The organism is Ruegeria sp. AP11 (assembly GCF_056535865.1).
In genome coordinates this window covers 1,710,001-1,724,978 of record NZ_JBQFJB010000001.1, presented here as the reverse complement: position 1 = coordinate 1,724,978, position 14,978 = coordinate 1,710,001, and the positions used below count along the sequence as shown (strand labels likewise).

Sequence of the window (14,978 nt, the reverse complement as noted above, 5' to 3'; positions counted from 1 at the left end):
TTCCAATCATTCGAGGAAAACAGATGAACCTGATGAAATCTCTTATCCCTGCCGCAGCGCTTGCCGCATTGCCGCAAATGGGCGTTGCGCAAGAGGCCGCCGTCGGCGAGACCGCGCAGCATACGCAATTTATTCTGACCTCGCTGCTGTTTCTGGTCGGCGGCTTTCTGGTGTTCTGGATGGCCGCAGGCTTTGCCATGCTCGAGGCCGGGCTGGTGCGCTCCAAAAACGTGGCCATGCAACTGGTCAAGAACATGGGGCTATTTTCCTTCGCGGCGATCATGTACTGGCTGGTCGGCTACGGGCTGATGTATCCCGGCGATGGCTGGATGATCACCGGCGTGCTGGGGGCGATCTCTCCTGCCGCGCTCGAACCGGTCGGGCTGGATGGCGTGAACGCCGATCTGTCTTATGCGACGGTTGGTTCGGACTTCTTCTTCCAGCTTATGTTCTGCGCCACCACCGCCTCCATCGTGTCGGGTACCGTGGCCGAGCGGATCAAGCTGTGGCCATTCTTCATCTTCGTGATCGTCCTGACCGGCATCATCTATCCGATCGAGGCGTCCTGGCAGTGGGGCGGCGGCTGGCTGTCCGAACTGGGGTTTAGCGATTTTGCAGGCTCGACTTTGGTACACGCCGCAGGGGGATTCGCGGCGCTGGCCGGGGCCATCGTGCTGGGTCCGCGCATCGGCAAGTACAACAAGGACGGCAAGGTCGTGCCGATCCCCGGCTCCAATCTTGCGCTGGCCACGCTGGGGACGTTTATCCTGTGGCTGGGCTGGTTCGGCTTCAACGGCGGCTCGCAACTGGCCATGGGCACCATCGGTGACATCGCCGATATCAGCCGCATCTTTGCCAACACCAACATGGCCGCCGCCGCCGGAGCCGTCGCCGCGCTGATCCTGACGCAGGTGATGTTTGGCAAGGTCGACCTGACCATGGTGCTGAACGGCGCCTTGGCCGGGCTGGTCTCGATCACAGCCGAACCGTTGGCACCGTCGCTGTTTCAGGCGCTGATCATCGGGGCTATCGGCGGCGTGATCGTGGTGTTCGCCGTGCCGATGCTGGACCGCATGAAGATCGACGACGTGGTCGGCGCCATCCCGGTTCACCTGATCGCCGGTTTTTGGGGCACCTTCATCGTTGCGTGGACCAATGGCGATGCCAGTTTCGTCACCCAGATCATAGGCTTCGCCGCCATCGGCATCTTCGTCTTCGTGGTCAGCTTTGTACTGTTCTCGATCCTCAAGGCCACCGTTGGCCTGCGGGTTGGCGAGGAAGAAGAGATCAATGGCTTGGATATGGGCGAGTTGGGGATGGAAGCTTACCCCGAATTCTCAAAGGGCTGATCGTCGCCTCTTGAAAAAGAAAACCCGGGCAAATTGCCCGGGTTTTTTGTTGGCATCGGGATCAAACGCCGACGTCGACAATCGCTTTGGCCAAGATCGGCACCGTCGTCGCGTTCAGACCGGCGATGTTCAGGCGGCTGTCGCCGACCATGTAGATGCCGTGATCGTTGCGCAGTTTCTCGACCAGTTCCGGTGCCGCGCCAAGGCGCGAGAACATGCCGCGATGCTGGGCGATGAAGCCGAAGCGGTCAGAGCCACTGAGGCGTTGCAGCTCGTCGGCCAATTGCTGGCGCAGGCCCAGCATGGACCGGCGGACCTCTTCCAACTCGGCGGACCAGTCGGCGCGCAGCGCGTCATCGGTCAGGATCGTGGTCACCACCCGCGCGCCGTGATCGGGCGGGAAGGAATAGTTCTGGCGGTTCAGGAACGCCAGTGTACCTTGGTTCAAGGCCGTCTGCCCCGCATCCGCACTGATCGCCATCAGCAACCCGGTGCGTTCACGATAAACGCCGAAATTCTTCGAGCAGGACGCCGCAATCAGGCACTCCTTGACCGAAGACGCCACCAGCCGCGCGCCCTGCGCATCTTCCTCCAGACCGTCGCCAAAGCCCTGATAGGCAATGTCGATCATCGCCACGAGGCCGCGCGCGTTGATCAGGTCAACAACCTCCTGCCATTGCACCATGTTCAGGTTGGCACCGGTCGGGTTGTGACAGCAACCGTGCAGCAGCACCACGTCGCCCGCATTGGCGGTTTTCAGGTCCGCGATCATACCGTCAAAATCGACGCCGCGAGTCTCGCTGTCGAAATAACGGTACTGCACCGTCTCCATCCCCAGATAGTTCAGGATCGACAGGTGGTTCGGCCAGGTCGGGTTCGACACGAACACACGGGCCGAGGGGTTGGCCATGCGGATCATCTCGAACGCCTGCCGACAGGCACCTGTGCCGCCCGGCGTTGCCACGGCGGCGATGTTGCCGCGTTCAACCGAGGTGCCGAGAATCAGACCGATCATCGCATCCGCAAAGGCCGGATCACCGGCCAGCCCGGTATAAGCCTTGCTCTGCTGCTCTTCCCAGATGCGCTGCTCGGCAGCCTTAACGGCGCGCATGACGGGCGTCACACCTTCGGCGTTCTTGTAGACGCCAACGCCCAGATCGATCTTCTGATCGCGCGGGTCGTCTTTATACATCTGCATCAGCGCCAGAATTTTGTCGGCAGGCTGCGGTTTGAGGTTCTCGAACATCAGTTCTCTCCGGTTGCGACGGGCAGGGTCGGGAAGGCACCCCATTCAGCCCAGGAGCCGTCATAAAGCGAGTGGTCTTTCTTGCCCATGCGCTCAAGCGCAAGGCTGAGGATCGCGGCGGTCACGCCCGACCCGCACGAGGTTATAGCGGGCTTCGACAGATCGACACCGGCGGCCTCGAATATGGCGCGGCATTCTTCGGGTGATTTCATGGTGCCGTTCCTGTTCAGCAACTGACCAAAAGGCACGTTGCGCGAGCCCGGAATGTGACCCGAACGAAGACCTTCGCGCGGCTCGGCCTCGGCCCCGGCGAACCGGGGGGCGGAACGGGCGTCGATGATTTCGTGATCGGCCAGTTTGGCGGCAGCCGACACCTGCGTGACATCGCGCACCAGATGGTTCTGCACACGCACCGTCATGTGACGGTCGCGGATGACGGGGGGCAGGTCCTCGACCTCGTGGCCCTCGGCCTGCCATTTCGGCAAGCCGCCATCCAGAACGGCGATGTTTTCCTGCCCCATCAGCCGGAACAGCCACCAGACACGCGCTGCCGACATCAGCCCGGCGCCGTCATAGACCACCACCTGATGGCCGTCGCCCACGCCCATCGCCCGCAGGCGCGACATGAATTTCTCGACCGGGGGGGCCATATGCGGCAGGTCCGAGCGGTGGTCAGATATCTCATCGATATCGAAGAACCGCGCACCGGGGATGTGGCCTGTGTCATATTCCGCCCTGGCATCACGGTTCTGCGCGGGCAGATACCACGACCCGTCCAGAATCCGCAGATCCGGGTCCTTGATATGCGCGGCCAGCCAGTCAGTGGATACGAGGGTTTTTGGATCGTCCTGCATCAAAGCCTCCCCTAAGCGAGCTTGGATTTTCCCTATACCCGGCAGCATAGGGGTTCAAGGCTGGATAGCGCTAGCGCCCCTGAACGAAAGGATTTACCGGGCCCTGCGCAGGCGGAAATACTGGATAATGCCGATCAGGCTGATCACTATCCAGAACCCTTCGATCAGCACCGAGGCCAGATTGAAATTGTGCATCAGGGAATAGGCGATCAGCACCGAACCCAGAAGGTTGATCACCGGAAAGGCCAGATCGTCGGAATTCATCATCCGCATCTGGGTGGCGAAATAGGCGGCAACCACCACCAGAGCGCCCATAGATCCGATGGCATCTGCGATGGTCAGTGTGTTGAAAAATGCGGTCATGAGGGGGCCTTGCCGTTCAGGGAAAATTCGGTGTGCGTCGCATAGTGATGCATGTTCAGGAACGCCGCCCCCTGCGCTCCGGCGCGATAGCCATGTGGCAGATCTGCGGCAAAGCGCAACCCCTGCCCGGCCTGCAAAGGCACCCAGTCTTCGCTTCGCAGAATCTCGAGCGTGCCGCTGAGGACAAACACCTCTTCGGTCACTCCTGCGGCATGGGCGGGGGATTCGTGGCTCTGGTTCGGGTTCAGGTTGACATGAAAGGTCTCCGCCCCCAGCGCCGGATCGAAGGGAAAGACGATCTTGACCTCGATACTGCCGGGGAACGTGACCGTCTGGAATACGGCCCGGTCATCCGCGCCGCTGTTGATCAATGCGCTAAGCGGCAGTTGGAACCCTTTGGCGATCTTCCACAGGGTGGCGATGGTCGGGCTGGATTCGCCCCGCTCAATCTGGCCCAGCATCGCCTTGCTGACGCCCGTCAACTCGGCGACTTTCGACAGGCTCAGCCCGGATGCGGCCCGTACGTCCCGAAGCTTCAGCGTTATGTTGTCCGCGTCCATGCCTGCGCCCTGCAAATTGTCTTGTACGTTATAACGCACATATGCTACGTGCGCTATAACGTACGAACCCCAAGACATGCAACCCGAGGCAATAGGGAAACAGCATCATGCCATTGTACCGATCCAGAACCTCAACCCATGGCCGCAACATGGCCGGTGCCCGCGGCCTGTGGCGCGCCACCGGTATGGGTGACGATGATTTCGGCAAGCCGATCATCGCCATCGTTAACTCGTTCACCCAGTTCGTGCCCGGTCACGTCCACCTGAAGGATCTTGGCCAGATGGTCGCGCGCGAGGTCGAGGCCGCGGGTGGCGTTGCGAAAGAGTTCAATACCATCGCGGTGGATGACGGCATCGCCATGGGTCATGACGGGATGCTGTATTCGCTGCCTTCGCGCGAGGTGATCGCGGATTCGGTGGAATACATGGTCAACGCCCATTGCGCCGACGCGATGGTCTGTATCTCGAACTGCGACAAGATCACCCCAGGTATGCTGATGGCCGCGATGCGCCTGAACATCCCCGCCATCTTCGTCTCGGGTGGTCCGATGGAGGCCGGCAAGATCGATATCGCCGATCTGGACGCCAAGAAGATCGACCTTGTGGATGCGATGGTTGCCGCAGCCGATGACAAGTTCACCGACGAACAGGTCCAGCATATCGAGGAAAACGCCTGCCCCACCTGCGGCTCGTGTTCGGGCATGTTCACCGCCAACTCAATGAACTGTCTGGCCGAGGCGCTGGGTCTGGCACTGCCGGGCAACGGCTCGACACTGGCGACACATGCGGACCGCAAGGAACTGTTCCTTGAAGCCGGTCGCCGCATCGTCGAGATCACCAAACGGCATTACGATCTGGATGAAAAAGGCTTCCTGCCGCGCGAGATCGCCACGTTCGACGCGTTCGAGAACGCCATGTCGCTGGACATCGCCATGGGCGGATCGACCAATACGGTTCTGCACCTGCTGGCCATCGCGCATGAGGGCGAGGTTGATTTCACCATGTCCGATATGGATCGCCTCAGCCGTCGCGTGCCTTGCCTGTGCAAGGTCGCGCCCAATACCGAGAATGTACATATGGAAGACGTCCACCGCGCCGGTGGCATCTTCTCGATCCTGGGCGAGCTCAGCCGCGCAGGCCTGCTGCACGAGGGCTGCAGTACCGTGCATTCCGGCACAATGGGCGAAGCGATTGCCAACTGGGACATCAAGGTCGCCAACAACCCCAAAGCGCAGGAACTGTTCAAAGCCGCGCCGGGCGGTGTGCGCACCACACAAGCGTTCAGCCAGTCGAACCGATTCAAGGAACTGGATACCGACCGCGAAGGCGGCGTGATCCGGTCGAAGGAACACGCGTTCAGTCAGGATGGCGGTCTGGCGGTGCTGTTCGGGAACATCGCTCGGGACGGCTGTATCGTGAAAACAGCGGGTGTGGATGCGAATATCCTGCAATTTACCGGCTCGGCCTATGTCTGCGAAAGCCAGGATCAGGCGGTCAACGACATCCTGACCGGCAAGGTAAAAGAAGGCGACGTGGTGGTGATCCGCTATGAGGGTCCGCGCGGCGGACCGGGGATGCAGGAGATGCTGTATCCGACCTCGTATTTGAAATCCAAAGGGCTGGGCAAAGCCTGCGCATTGCTGACCGATGGGCGCTTCTCGGGCGGTACGTCCGGTTTGTCGATCGGCCATGTCTCACCCGAAGCGGCCGAGGGTGGCGAGATCGGGCTGGTGCGGAACGGCGACAGGATCGAGATCGACATCCCCAACCGCTCGATCCATCTGGCGGTATCCGACGAAGAACTGGCTGCCCGACGCGAAGCGCAGGACGAAAAAGGCTGGGAACCCGCCGCACCGCGCAAGCGCAAGGTGTCTACCGCCCTGAAAGCTTATGCCAAACTGGCGACCAGTGCGGCCAAGGGTGCTGTGCGTCAGGTCTGAGGTTCAAGCGGGCGGGGCACTCCCGCGCCCGCTGCGTGCCATCGGCTTCGCCGATACCCCTTACGGTCTTGGGCCGGCGCCGCGCATTGCGCGGCGCCGGGCCCAACCAGAGGAGATGTTTCGCAAGAAACATTGACGATGGGCGGGAGCACCCCGCTGCGGATCAGTCACCCAGTTTGGCGTGAATCTCATCCAGATCGATTTCGCCAATCGGCATCTTGTTTGCGGGGTTTTCGAAATCATACCTGAACAGTTCAAAGTCCTGCTTGTAGATCTCATAAACCAGATGCATCGACAGATCGTCGAAGTAATCCTCGACCGGATGTGCGCGTTTGGGGCCATGGCCTTCGGATTCGTTGAAGCGCGGAATTTCGGATAGGGTCACAGGATGGGCGGTTTCGAGGTGATCCAGAACGCCCTGCATCCCATCGTTGAACTTCTCGGTCCAGAAAACTCGATCATAGCGACCGCCATTTGCGATCAGGGTCGAGACATGGCCGGACATGGCCGACCAATGGATATCCGGGTCCATCGGGCGCCGCCAGCGGATGGTATCACGCGCGAACAACAGAAAGCGGCGGAAACTGGCGATCTGGTCGAACTCACCCTTACCGTCCTCGCCGCCCACTTCGATGCCGTAATTATAAACCAGTGTCGGTACCAGATTGCCGCGATAGCGTTTGCCATTGCGCTGGATGCCGCAGATCTTGTCAAAAAACGAACTCAGGATGCGTGTGTAAGGATTGCGCACACAGGTGAACGTATAGGACTCGTGTGATCGCACGTTGCGGGAAATCGGATCCTGGCTGGCACCGAAGGCCCATTTGTGCATTCCGTCCTTTGCGTCATGGATGTCGCCATCGAAAAACCGGCCATGATCCGAGTAATACATGATCTGCCCAATGGTCGAGCAGGCGCATTTCGGCACCACCCGGTACACCATGCTCTGGCTTTCGGTCATCCATGTTCCGGGAAAACCCATCTGCTGCGCCTCCTTGGCCGGATATCGGAGTGATACCTGGACGTCTTGGCTCAAAGAACCAAAAATATTCTGTTTATTCAATCGCTCATCCTCAGTATCACGGTCGCGAACGGTAGAAACGGGGAATAGCGAAAAGCTGATGGCAAAGATTGCCTATATCCTGCTGTGTCACAAAGACCCTGACGCGATCATTGATCAGGCCGGGCAGCTGACGGCGGCGGGGGATTGCATGGCGATCCATTTCGACGCCCGCGCCAGCGAGGCAGCCTATACGCGCATCCGCGACGCGTTGAAGGACAACCCGAACGTCACCTTTGCCCGCAAACGGATCAAATGCGGCTGGGGAGAATGGTCGCTGGTTCAGGCCACGCTGAATGCGCTGCAGGCCGCAGCGGAAGCCTTTCCGCGAGCCACGCATTTTTACATGCTTTCGGGCGATTGCATGGCGATCAAGACAGCGGAATACGCGCATCGCTTTCTCGATGAACGCGACATGGATTTCATCGAAAGCCACGATTTCTTTGAAAGCGACTGGATCAAGACCGGTATGAAAGAGGACCGGCTGATCTATCGCCACTATTTCAACGAACGCACGCAAGCGCGCCTGTTCTACAGCTCTTATGAAACCCAAAAGCGATTTGGCCTGACGCGGGATATCCCCGCTAACCTGCAGATCATGATTGGAAGCCAGTGGTGGTGTCTGCGTCGCCGCACGGTCGAGATGATTCTGGATTTTCTGCGCCAGCGCCGCGATGTGATCCGGTTTTTCTCGACCACCTGGATACCGGACGAGACCTTCTTTCAAACCCTGGTCCGCCACCTGATCCCCAGGCAGGAGATCGATAACCGCACACTGACATTCCTGATGTTTTCCGACTACGGCATGCCAGTGACTTTCTACAACGATCACTACGACATGCTGCTGGGGCAGGATTACCTGTTCGCGCGCAAGATCAGCCCCGAAGCGCATGAATTGAAACAGCGGCTGGGGCAGCTTTATGCCAGCGAAGGGGTCTCATTCGATATCTCGGGCGAAGGGCGCAACCTCTATCACTTTCTGACGAGCCGCGGACGGGTCGGGCGGCGCTTTGCGCAGCGGTTTTGGGAGGCCGGGAATACTCTGGGCCCAAACCGCGAGGTGTGTCTGATCGTTTGCAAGAAATGGCACGTTGCCAAACGGCTGGTCGATCAGATCGCGTCCGAAACCGATACACCGTGCATCGAATACATCTTCGACGAACAGGACACGCCGCTGCCTGACCTCGGCGGCATCGAAACAACGTTGAAGAAACGCACACGCCACCGGCGGGCCGTTCTGCGCATGCTGTTCGACCATTTCGGGGACAGCAGACTGGTGCTGTGCCTTGATCCTGCCAATCTGGATGTCATCCAGGATTTCTGCGCCGATCAGGCCATCACGCGCATTCTGGAAATCGAGTGCGACTATTCCGACGACTATCTGAAAGGCCACGCCCATCGTGTTGGACTGGCCGGGCAGACCAACTCGGACGCCGCCATCGCGCGGCTGCTGCCAGCCTTGCGCAATGCGTTGGCCTACGAATCCGAATTGATCCGGGGCACCCGGAATGACGGCCTGTTCCATCTGCGCGAGGCCGCAGACCGTGCGGCAAACGAAGTTGCCATCAGCAAATTTCTGGACCTCGCGCCTGATCAGGCCCGCGCTGTGATGCGACTGGAATATCTGTTCGCGGACTGAGTCCGGCGACGTACCGAACGCCGCCGGATTTGAACTCAGATATCGAACTTGACGCCCTGCGCCAGCGGTAATTCGGCGGAATAGTTCACGGTGTTGGTCTGACGCCGCATATAGGACTTCCACGCGTCCGAGCCGCTCTCACGCCCGCCGCCGGTTTCCTTTTCACCGCCAAACGCCCCGCCGATCTCGGCCCCCGACGGGCCGATATTGACATTGGCGATGCCGCAATCCGATCCGGCAGCGGTCAGGAACTGTTCGGCCTCACGCATATTCAGTGTGAACACACAGGACGACAGACCCTGCGGCACGTCGTTCTGGAGATCGATCGCCTCGGCAAAATCGTCGTAGCCCATGACATAGAGGATCGGCGCAAAGGTCTCGGTCTTCACCGTCTTGGTCTGACCCGGCATCTCGACAATAGCGGGTTCCATATAGACGCCACCCGGCACACCCTCGGTCATGCGATTGCCACCGAACACCGCACCGCCTTCGGCCTCGGCGGCTTCAAGGGCTGCTATCATCGCTTTGCCGGATGCCTCATCCACCAACGGGCCGATCAATGTGCCCTCGGTCAGTGGGTTGCCGATGGACAGACCTGCATAGGCTTTCTTCAGGCGCGCAACCAGCTCTTCGCGGATCGAATTATGCACAATTAATCGACGCAACGTGGTGCAGCGCTGACCAGCCGTACCAACAGCCGAGAACACAATCGCACGTACCGCCATTTCCAGATCGGCCGAGGGACCAACGATCATCGCATTGTTGCCGCCCAGTTCAAGAATGCACTTGCCGAAGCGTTGTGCCACGATCGGTGCAACCGCGCGACCCATCCGGGTAGACCCGGTGGCTGAAATCACCGGCACATCCTCGCTGGCAACCAGAGCCTCACCCAGTGCGGCACCACCGATCAGGGTCTGCAACAGACCCTCGGGCGCATCGCCGAACCGGGCCAGCGCCCGCTCGAATATCTTCTGACAGGCCATCGCTGTCAGCGGTGTTTTCTCGGACGGTTTCCAGATCACCGGATCGCCGCAGACCAACGCTAGCGCCGCGTTCCACGACCAAACCGCCACGGGGAAGTTGAAGGCCGAGATCACACCAACCGGACCCGCCGGATGCCATGTCTCCATCATCCGATGGCCGGGGCGTTCCGATGCTATGGTCAGACCATAAAGTTGGCGCGACAAGCCCACGGCAAAGTCGCAGATATCGATCATCTCCTGCACTTCGCCCAGACCTTCCGAGGTGATCTTGCCGGCCTCCCAACTGACCAGCGCGCCCAAATCATCTTTGGCGGCACGCAGTTCCTCGCCAAGCAGGCGGATCAACTCACCCCGGTGCGGTGCAGGCACCACGCGCCACGCTTTGAACGCCGCTTTCGCGCGGGCAAAGATGGCGTCCATCTCTGACACCGGTGTCTCATGCACCTCGGCCAACAGGCTGCCGTCTATCGGAGAGGTCACACGCAACGTGCCGCCGGTCAGCTCTGCCGCCGACAGATCCAGTTTCGCAAGTGTCGCTTCCGCAGTCATCACAACGTCTTTCATATCTCAGGCTGCCTTGTTCTGTTCAGTGACATCACCGGCGCGATAGAGCCGGCCAAATTCGGTGCTCAGGAAGTCGGCAAGCTTCACTTGCTCTTGCCGAACAAAACCTTTCGCAGGCAAAACGCCAGCCCGCATCAGATCGACGACGCCCAACACACCTGCGGCGGTCGTGACCTGAATCGCGCTCCAGACCTGTCCATCGATTGTGCGGGAGAAGGATTTGTTGATCAGGGATTTCTCGCGCAGTGTCCCATCAACCATACCCCTGGCGGTGCAATATACCAGCACCACATCCTGGTCGGTGCGCGGCAGTGCGGTCTCGAAGATTTCCTTCAGCAGATCGCGACGGCGCTCCAGCCCGAGATCGTTCAGAAGCAGGCGCAGAATATCCCGATGCCCGGGATACCGGATCGAACGATAGGAGACCGCGCGCGCTTTACCTTCCAACGTTTCCGGCAAAGTGCCCAGCCCGCCGGAGGTGTTGAAACACTCATATTCGACACCATCATGGCCGATCAGTTCATAATCCTCGAGCGGTGCAGTCTTCGTACCTTCCCCGTTCACGATCGCATCGCACGGATTACAGTATTCGTTGATCAGCCCGTCCGTCGACCAGGTGAGATTGTATTTCAGCGCATTTGTCGGATAGAGCGGCAGAGCCCCCACCCGCATATGCAGGCTGTCGATCTCATCAAACTCAGCCGCAAGCGCCGCACCCGCTATACCCACGAAGCCGGGGGCCAATCCACATTGCGGCATGAACGCCGTTTCACTGTCCCGCGCCAGTTCGCGCACGGCATTTGTTGCCGCAACATCCTCGGTCAAGTCAAAGTAGTGCGCACCGACGATTTTGGCAGCGCCCGCAATAGCCGGTGTAAGAAAAAACGGGGCGGCCGAGATGATGGCATCAAATCCTGAAAGACCATGCTCAAGCGCCTTTTGATCAGTCGCATCAATCTGTCTTGTGGGAATACCGAACGACTTGAAAGCCGCCAATGCAGCCAGATCGTGATCCGCTACCGTCACCGAATAATGAGCCGAGGATTTCAGCAAGGCCGCGATCATCTGACCGATCTTCCCCGCTCCGACTACGCAAACATTCCAACCCAAAACACGCCTCCATACTTTGTTTCTTCCGAGTATGAAGCCCAGTTTGTTCGGTATGCAGGGTATATCTTGACGAAAAGCGCGTGATGGTCGTCATTATTACGATATTTTAGTCATATTGATGCAAGATTGTTTTCGTGTCCCTGCAGATCGTAGAGTTCTTTATATAATGACTCTGCTGCGCCTTGCTTAATCCCGAATGTCTGCTTTGACAGAGAAGGCTGGCGCGGCGTGTCTGCGCGCAAGCGTCTTTTGTCGGAGCGCGGTGATGCTAACGAAAGTTCGTTAAAGATTGGTTGCGGGAGCAGGATTTGAACCTGCGACCTTCAGGTTATGAGCCTGACGAGCTACCGGGCTGCTCCATCCCGCGACACTTTGCGTTGGTCTACCGCCTATTCGGCTACTTGAGACCATTGTTGGCCTATCGCTTACGCTGCTTGAGGCCAGGGTCGGTAATTTTGATATCGTATTAGAGAGATTGGGGATTTTTCTAGGTTTGGCGGTGACCTACTCTCCCGGGGCTTAAGCCCAAGTACCATTGGCGCGGCAGTGCTTAACTTCCGGGTTCGGTATGGGACCGGGTGTTTCACTTGCGCTATGACCACCAAACCGAGGAAAATCCCCACGTCGACTTTTGCGGAGCAAAAGCGACGGGTGGCAGGCAGCGTATTTGCATGCAAATGCGCGGTGCCACTCGGTTGTTATGTCACCCCTTACGGGGTTTCACATCAATCAGTGTTATCCATTGTCAAGGTTGGTGTATGCTTTGGTCTTGTCTTTCCATTACTGGATCAAATCAAGCCTATCGGGCGATTAGTACCGGTCAACTGAACGCATTACTGCGCTTACATCTCCGGCCTATTGACGTGGTGGTCTTCCACGGCCCTCAGGGAGACCTTGTTTTGAGGGGGGCTTCCCGCTTAGATGCCTTCAGCGGTTATCCTGTCCGATCATAGCTACCCAGCACTGCCGTTGGCACGACAACTGGTCCACCAGTGGATCGTTCACCCCGGTCCTCTCGTACTAGGGGCAACTCCTCTCAAGTCTCCTACACCCACGGCAGATAGGGACCGAACTGTCTCACGACGTTCTAAACCCAGCTCACGTACCTCTTTAAACGGCGAACAGCCGTACCCTTGGGACCTGCTCCAGCCCCAGGATGAGATGAGCCGACATCGAGGTGCCAAACACTGCCGTCGATATGGACTCTTGGGCAGTATCAGCCTGTTATCCCCGGCGTACCTTTTATCCGTTGAGCGATGGCCCTTCCACTCGGGACCACCGGATCACTATGGCCGTCTTTCGACTCTGCTCGACTTGTCAGTCTTGCAGTCAGGCTGGCTTCTGCCATTGCACTCAACGAGCGATTTCCGACCGCTCTGAGCCAACCTTCGCGCGCCTCCGTTACGCTTTAGGAGGCGACCGCCCCAGTCAAACTACCCGCCACGCAGGGTCCCGGATCCGGATAACGGACCGCGGTTAGACATCAAGAGTGCGAAGGGTGGTATCTCAAGGGAGGCTCCACAGGTACTTGCGTTCCTGCTTCAAAGCCTACCACCTATCCTGCACATCACAATCCTGATGCCAGTGCGAAGCTGTAGTAAAGGTGCACGGGGTCTTTCCGTCTAACCGCGGGAAGCCTGCATCTTGACAGGCAATTCAATTTCGCTGAGTCGATGTTGGAGACAGCGGGGAAGTCGTTACGCCATTCGTGCAGGTCGGAACTTACCCGACAAGGAATTTCGCTACCTTAGGACCGTTATAGTTACGGCCGCCGTTTACCTGGGCTTCAATTCAAGGCTCTCACCTCTCCTTTTAACCTTCAGGCACCGGGCAGGCGTCAGACCCTATACGTCGTCTTGCGACTTCGCAGAGCCCTGTGTTTTTAATAAACAGTCGCCACCCCCTGGTTTGTGCCCCCAGCCCCTAGTTGCCTAGGAACCGGGCCTCCTTCTCGCGAACTTACGGAGGTATTTTGCCGAGTTCCTTCAACATCGTTCTCTCAAGCGCCTTGGTATGCTCTACCAGTCCACCTGTGTCGGTTTAGGGTACGGTCTGATGGAGGGCTATTTCCAGGAACCACTCAGCAGCCCAATCAATCCGATAAGATTGAACTACACCTGTGATCCGTCACATCCTCCTGGCCTAGGAATATTAACCTAGTTCCCATCGCCTACGCCTTTCGGCCTCGGCTTAGGGGCCGGCTTACCCTGCTCAGATTAGCTTTAAGCAGGAACCCTTGGACTTTCGGCGAGAGTGTCTCTCACACTCTTTGTCGCTACTCATGTCATCATTCTCACTAGTGATCTCTCCACCGGATGGCTCACGCCCCGGCTTCATCGAAAGCACTTTATCTTGCGCTACCGCCTATTCGGCTACTTGAGCGCGATTGCTCGCACCAAATGACCGGCGATAATACAAGATAAGTGCTATGTCACACTACGCTCTGCTACCGATGCTTACGCATCCCTAGACTTCGGCTCATGGCTTGAGCCCCGTTACATCTTCGCCGCAGGACAACTTATTTAGACCAGTGAGCTGTTACGCTATCTTTAAAGGATGGCTGCTTCTAAGCCAACCTCCTGGTTGTTTTGGTCGTCCCACCTGCTTTCCCACTTAGCCATGAATTGGGGGCCTTAGTCGTAGGTCAGGGTTGTTTCCCTCTCCACTACGGACGTTAGCATCCGCAGTGTGTCTGCCATCTAGTACTCCCGGGTATTCGGAGTTTGGTTAGGATCAGTAAGCCTGTGGGGCCCCATTACCCATCCAGTGCTCTACCCCCCGGGGTATTCGGATGACGCTCTACCTAAATAGATTTCGCAGAGAACCAGCTATCTCCGAGTTTGATTGGCCTTTCACCCCTAGGCACAGCTCATCCCGATCCTTTTCAACGGATGTGGGTTCGGTCCTCCAGTAAGTGTTACCTTACCTTCAACCTGGCCATGCCTAGATCACTCGGTTTCGGGTCTGATCCCACGAACTCATGCGCCCTATTAAGACTCGCTTTCGCTACGCCTACACCTAACGGCTTAAGCTTGCTCGTGAGACCAAGTCGATGACCCATTATACAAAAGGTACGCCGTCAGCTCGCAAGGAGCCTCCGACTGATTGTAGGCGTTCGGTTTCAGGTACTGTTTCACTCCCCTCGTCGGGGTGCTTTTCACCTTTCCCTCACGGTACTGGTTCGCTATCGGTCAGCAAGGAGTACTTAGCCTTCGAAGGTGGTCCTCCGATCTTCAGACAGAATTTCACGTGTTCCGCCCTACTTAATACGTCCATCAAAGCTTCCTATACGGGGCTGTCACCCGCTATG

10 protein-coding genes, 1 tRNA gene and 2 rRNA genes (1 of these 13 running past the window's edge) are annotated in these 14,978 nt (G+C 58.3%); 3 read left to right on the top strand and 10 right to left on the bottom strand.

The genetic code is table 11. From position 1 onward, the window contains the following. Positions 1-23 precede the first annotated feature (23 nt). A complete protein-coding gene (locus ACR3E4_RS08795; RefSeq protein ID WP_480535428.1) occupies positions 24-1,349 on the top strand; it encodes an ammonium transporter in 1,326 nt (441 codons plus the stop codon). Between the two features lie 61 nt (positions 1,350-1,410). Here ACR3E4_RS08795 and ACR3E4_RS08790 read toward each other — a convergent pair whose 3' ends face one another. From ACR3E4_RS08790 to ACR3E4_RS08775, 4 genes are all read right to left on the bottom strand, one after another. Continuing rightward, positions 1,411-2,595 carry an amino acid aminotransferase gene (locus tag ACR3E4_RS08790; RefSeq protein ID WP_480535429.1) on the bottom strand — a complete coding sequence of 395 codons (1,185 nt, stop codon included), beginning with the start codon at positions 2,593-2,595 and terminating at the stop codon, positions 1,411-1,413. After that, positions 2,595-3,449, bottom strand: a complete 855-nt coding sequence (gene sseA / locus ACR3E4_RS08785; RefSeq protein ID WP_480535430.1) for a 3-mercaptopyruvate sulfurtransferase — start codon at positions 3,447-3,449, stop codon at positions 2,595-2,597. Before sseA ends, ACR3E4_RS08790 begins: the two co-directional genes overlap by 1 nt. Positions 3,450-3,542: 93 nt before the next feature. After that, positions 3,543-3,812, bottom strand: coding sequence for a CBU_0592 family membrane protein (locus ACR3E4_RS08780; protein ID WP_480535431.1), 270 nt, complete (start codon positions 3,810-3,812; stop codon positions 3,543-3,545). After that, positions 3,809-4,372 (bottom strand): helix-turn-helix domain-containing protein, encoded by a 564-nt coding sequence (locus ACR3E4_RS08775; protein WP_480535433.1) that lies wholly within the window; start codon positions 4,370-4,372, stop codon positions 3,809-3,811. Before ACR3E4_RS08775 ends, ACR3E4_RS08780 begins: the two co-directional genes overlap by 4 nt. Positions 4,373-4,479: 107 nt before the next feature. Here ACR3E4_RS08775 and ilvD point away from each other — a divergent pair, with 107 nt between their 5' ends. Then, the gene (gene ilvD, locus ACR3E4_RS08770; protein WP_480535434.1) at positions 4,480-6,312 is read left to right on the top strand and encodes a dihydroxy-acid dehydratase; all 1,833 of its coding nucleotides are present in this window, start codon (positions 4,480-4,482) and stop codon (positions 6,310-6,312) included. Positions 6,313-6,475: 163 nt separating this feature from the next. Here ilvD and ACR3E4_RS08765 read toward each other — a convergent pair whose 3' ends face one another. After that, positions 6,476-7,294, bottom strand: coding sequence for a sulfotransferase family protein (locus ACR3E4_RS08765; protein WP_480536640.1), 819 nt, complete (start codon positions 7,292-7,294; stop codon positions 6,476-6,478). Between the two features lie 139 nt (positions 7,295-7,433). Here ACR3E4_RS08765 and ACR3E4_RS08760 point away from each other — a divergent pair, with 139 nt between their 5' ends. Then, complete coding sequence (locus ACR3E4_RS08760) at positions 7,434-9,011, top strand: DUF5928 domain-containing protein (protein WP_480536638.1); 1,578 nt, start codon at positions 7,434-7,436, stop codon at positions 9,009-9,011. Positions 9,012-9,046: 35 nt separating this feature from the next. On the opposite strand, the gene amaB is transcribed toward ACR3E4_RS08760, so the two are convergent. The 5 genes from amaB to ACR3E4_RS08735 form a co-directional block, all read right to left on the bottom strand. Beyond that, positions 9,047-10,543, bottom strand: coding sequence for an L-piperidine-6-carboxylate dehydrogenase (gene amaB / locus ACR3E4_RS08755; protein WP_480536636.1), 1,497 nt, complete (start codon positions 10,541-10,543; stop codon positions 9,047-9,049). An 18-nt stretch (positions 10,544-10,561) separates the two neighbouring features. After that, the gene (locus ACR3E4_RS08750; protein ID WP_480536634.1) at positions 10,562-11,668 is read right to left on the bottom strand and encodes a saccharopine dehydrogenase family protein; all 1,107 of its coding nucleotides are present in this window, start codon (positions 11,666-11,668) and stop codon (positions 10,562-10,564) included. A 290-nt stretch (positions 11,669-11,958) separates the two neighbouring features. Further along, positions 11,959-12,035, bottom strand: a tRNA-Met gene (locus ACR3E4_RS08745). Positions 12,036-12,159: 124 nt separating this feature from the next. Continuing rightward, positions 12,160-12,274: ribosomal RNA gene (gene rrf / locus ACR3E4_RS08740) — 5S ribosomal RNA — on the bottom strand. Between the two features lie 183 nt (positions 12,275-12,457). After that, a 23S ribosomal RNA gene (locus tag ACR3E4_RS08735) occupies positions 12,458-14,978 on the bottom strand; it runs 345 nt beyond the window's last position.

Bases quoted from the DNA above. Each gene is read 5' to 3' on its own strand.
- ACR3E4_RS08795 (WP_480535428.1), top strand. From the start codon at position 24: ATGAACCTGATGAAATCTCTTATCCCTGCCGCAGCGCTTGCCGCATTG.
- ACR3E4_RS08790 (WP_480535429.1), bottom strand. From the start codon at position 2,595: ATGTTCGAGAACCTCAAACCGCAGCCTGCCGACAAAATTCTGGCGCTG.
- sseA (WP_480535430.1), bottom strand. From the start codon at position 3,449: ATGCAGGACGATCCAAAAACCCTCGTATCCACTGACTGGCTGGCCGCG.
- ACR3E4_RS08780 (WP_480535431.1), bottom strand. From the start codon at position 3,812: ATGACCGCATTTTTCAACACACTGACCATCGCAGATGCCATCGGATCT.
- ACR3E4_RS08775 (WP_480535433.1), bottom strand. From the start codon at position 4,372: ATGGACGCGGACAACATAACGCTGAAGCTTCGGGACGTACGGGCCGCA.
- ilvD (WP_480535434.1), top strand. From the start codon at position 4,480: ATGCCATTGTACCGATCCAGAACCTCAACCCATGGCCGCAACATGGCC.
- ACR3E4_RS08765 (WP_480536640.1), bottom strand. From the start codon at position 7,294: ATGGGTTTTCCCGGAACATGGATGACCGAAAGCCAGAGCATGGTGTAC.
- ACR3E4_RS08760 (WP_480536638.1), top strand. From the start codon at position 7,434: ATGGCAAAGATTGCCTATATCCTGCTGTGTCACAAAGACCCTGACGCG.
- amaB (WP_480536636.1), bottom strand. From the start codon at position 10,543: ATGACTGCGGAAGCGACACTTGCGAAACTGGATCTGTCGGCGGCAGAG.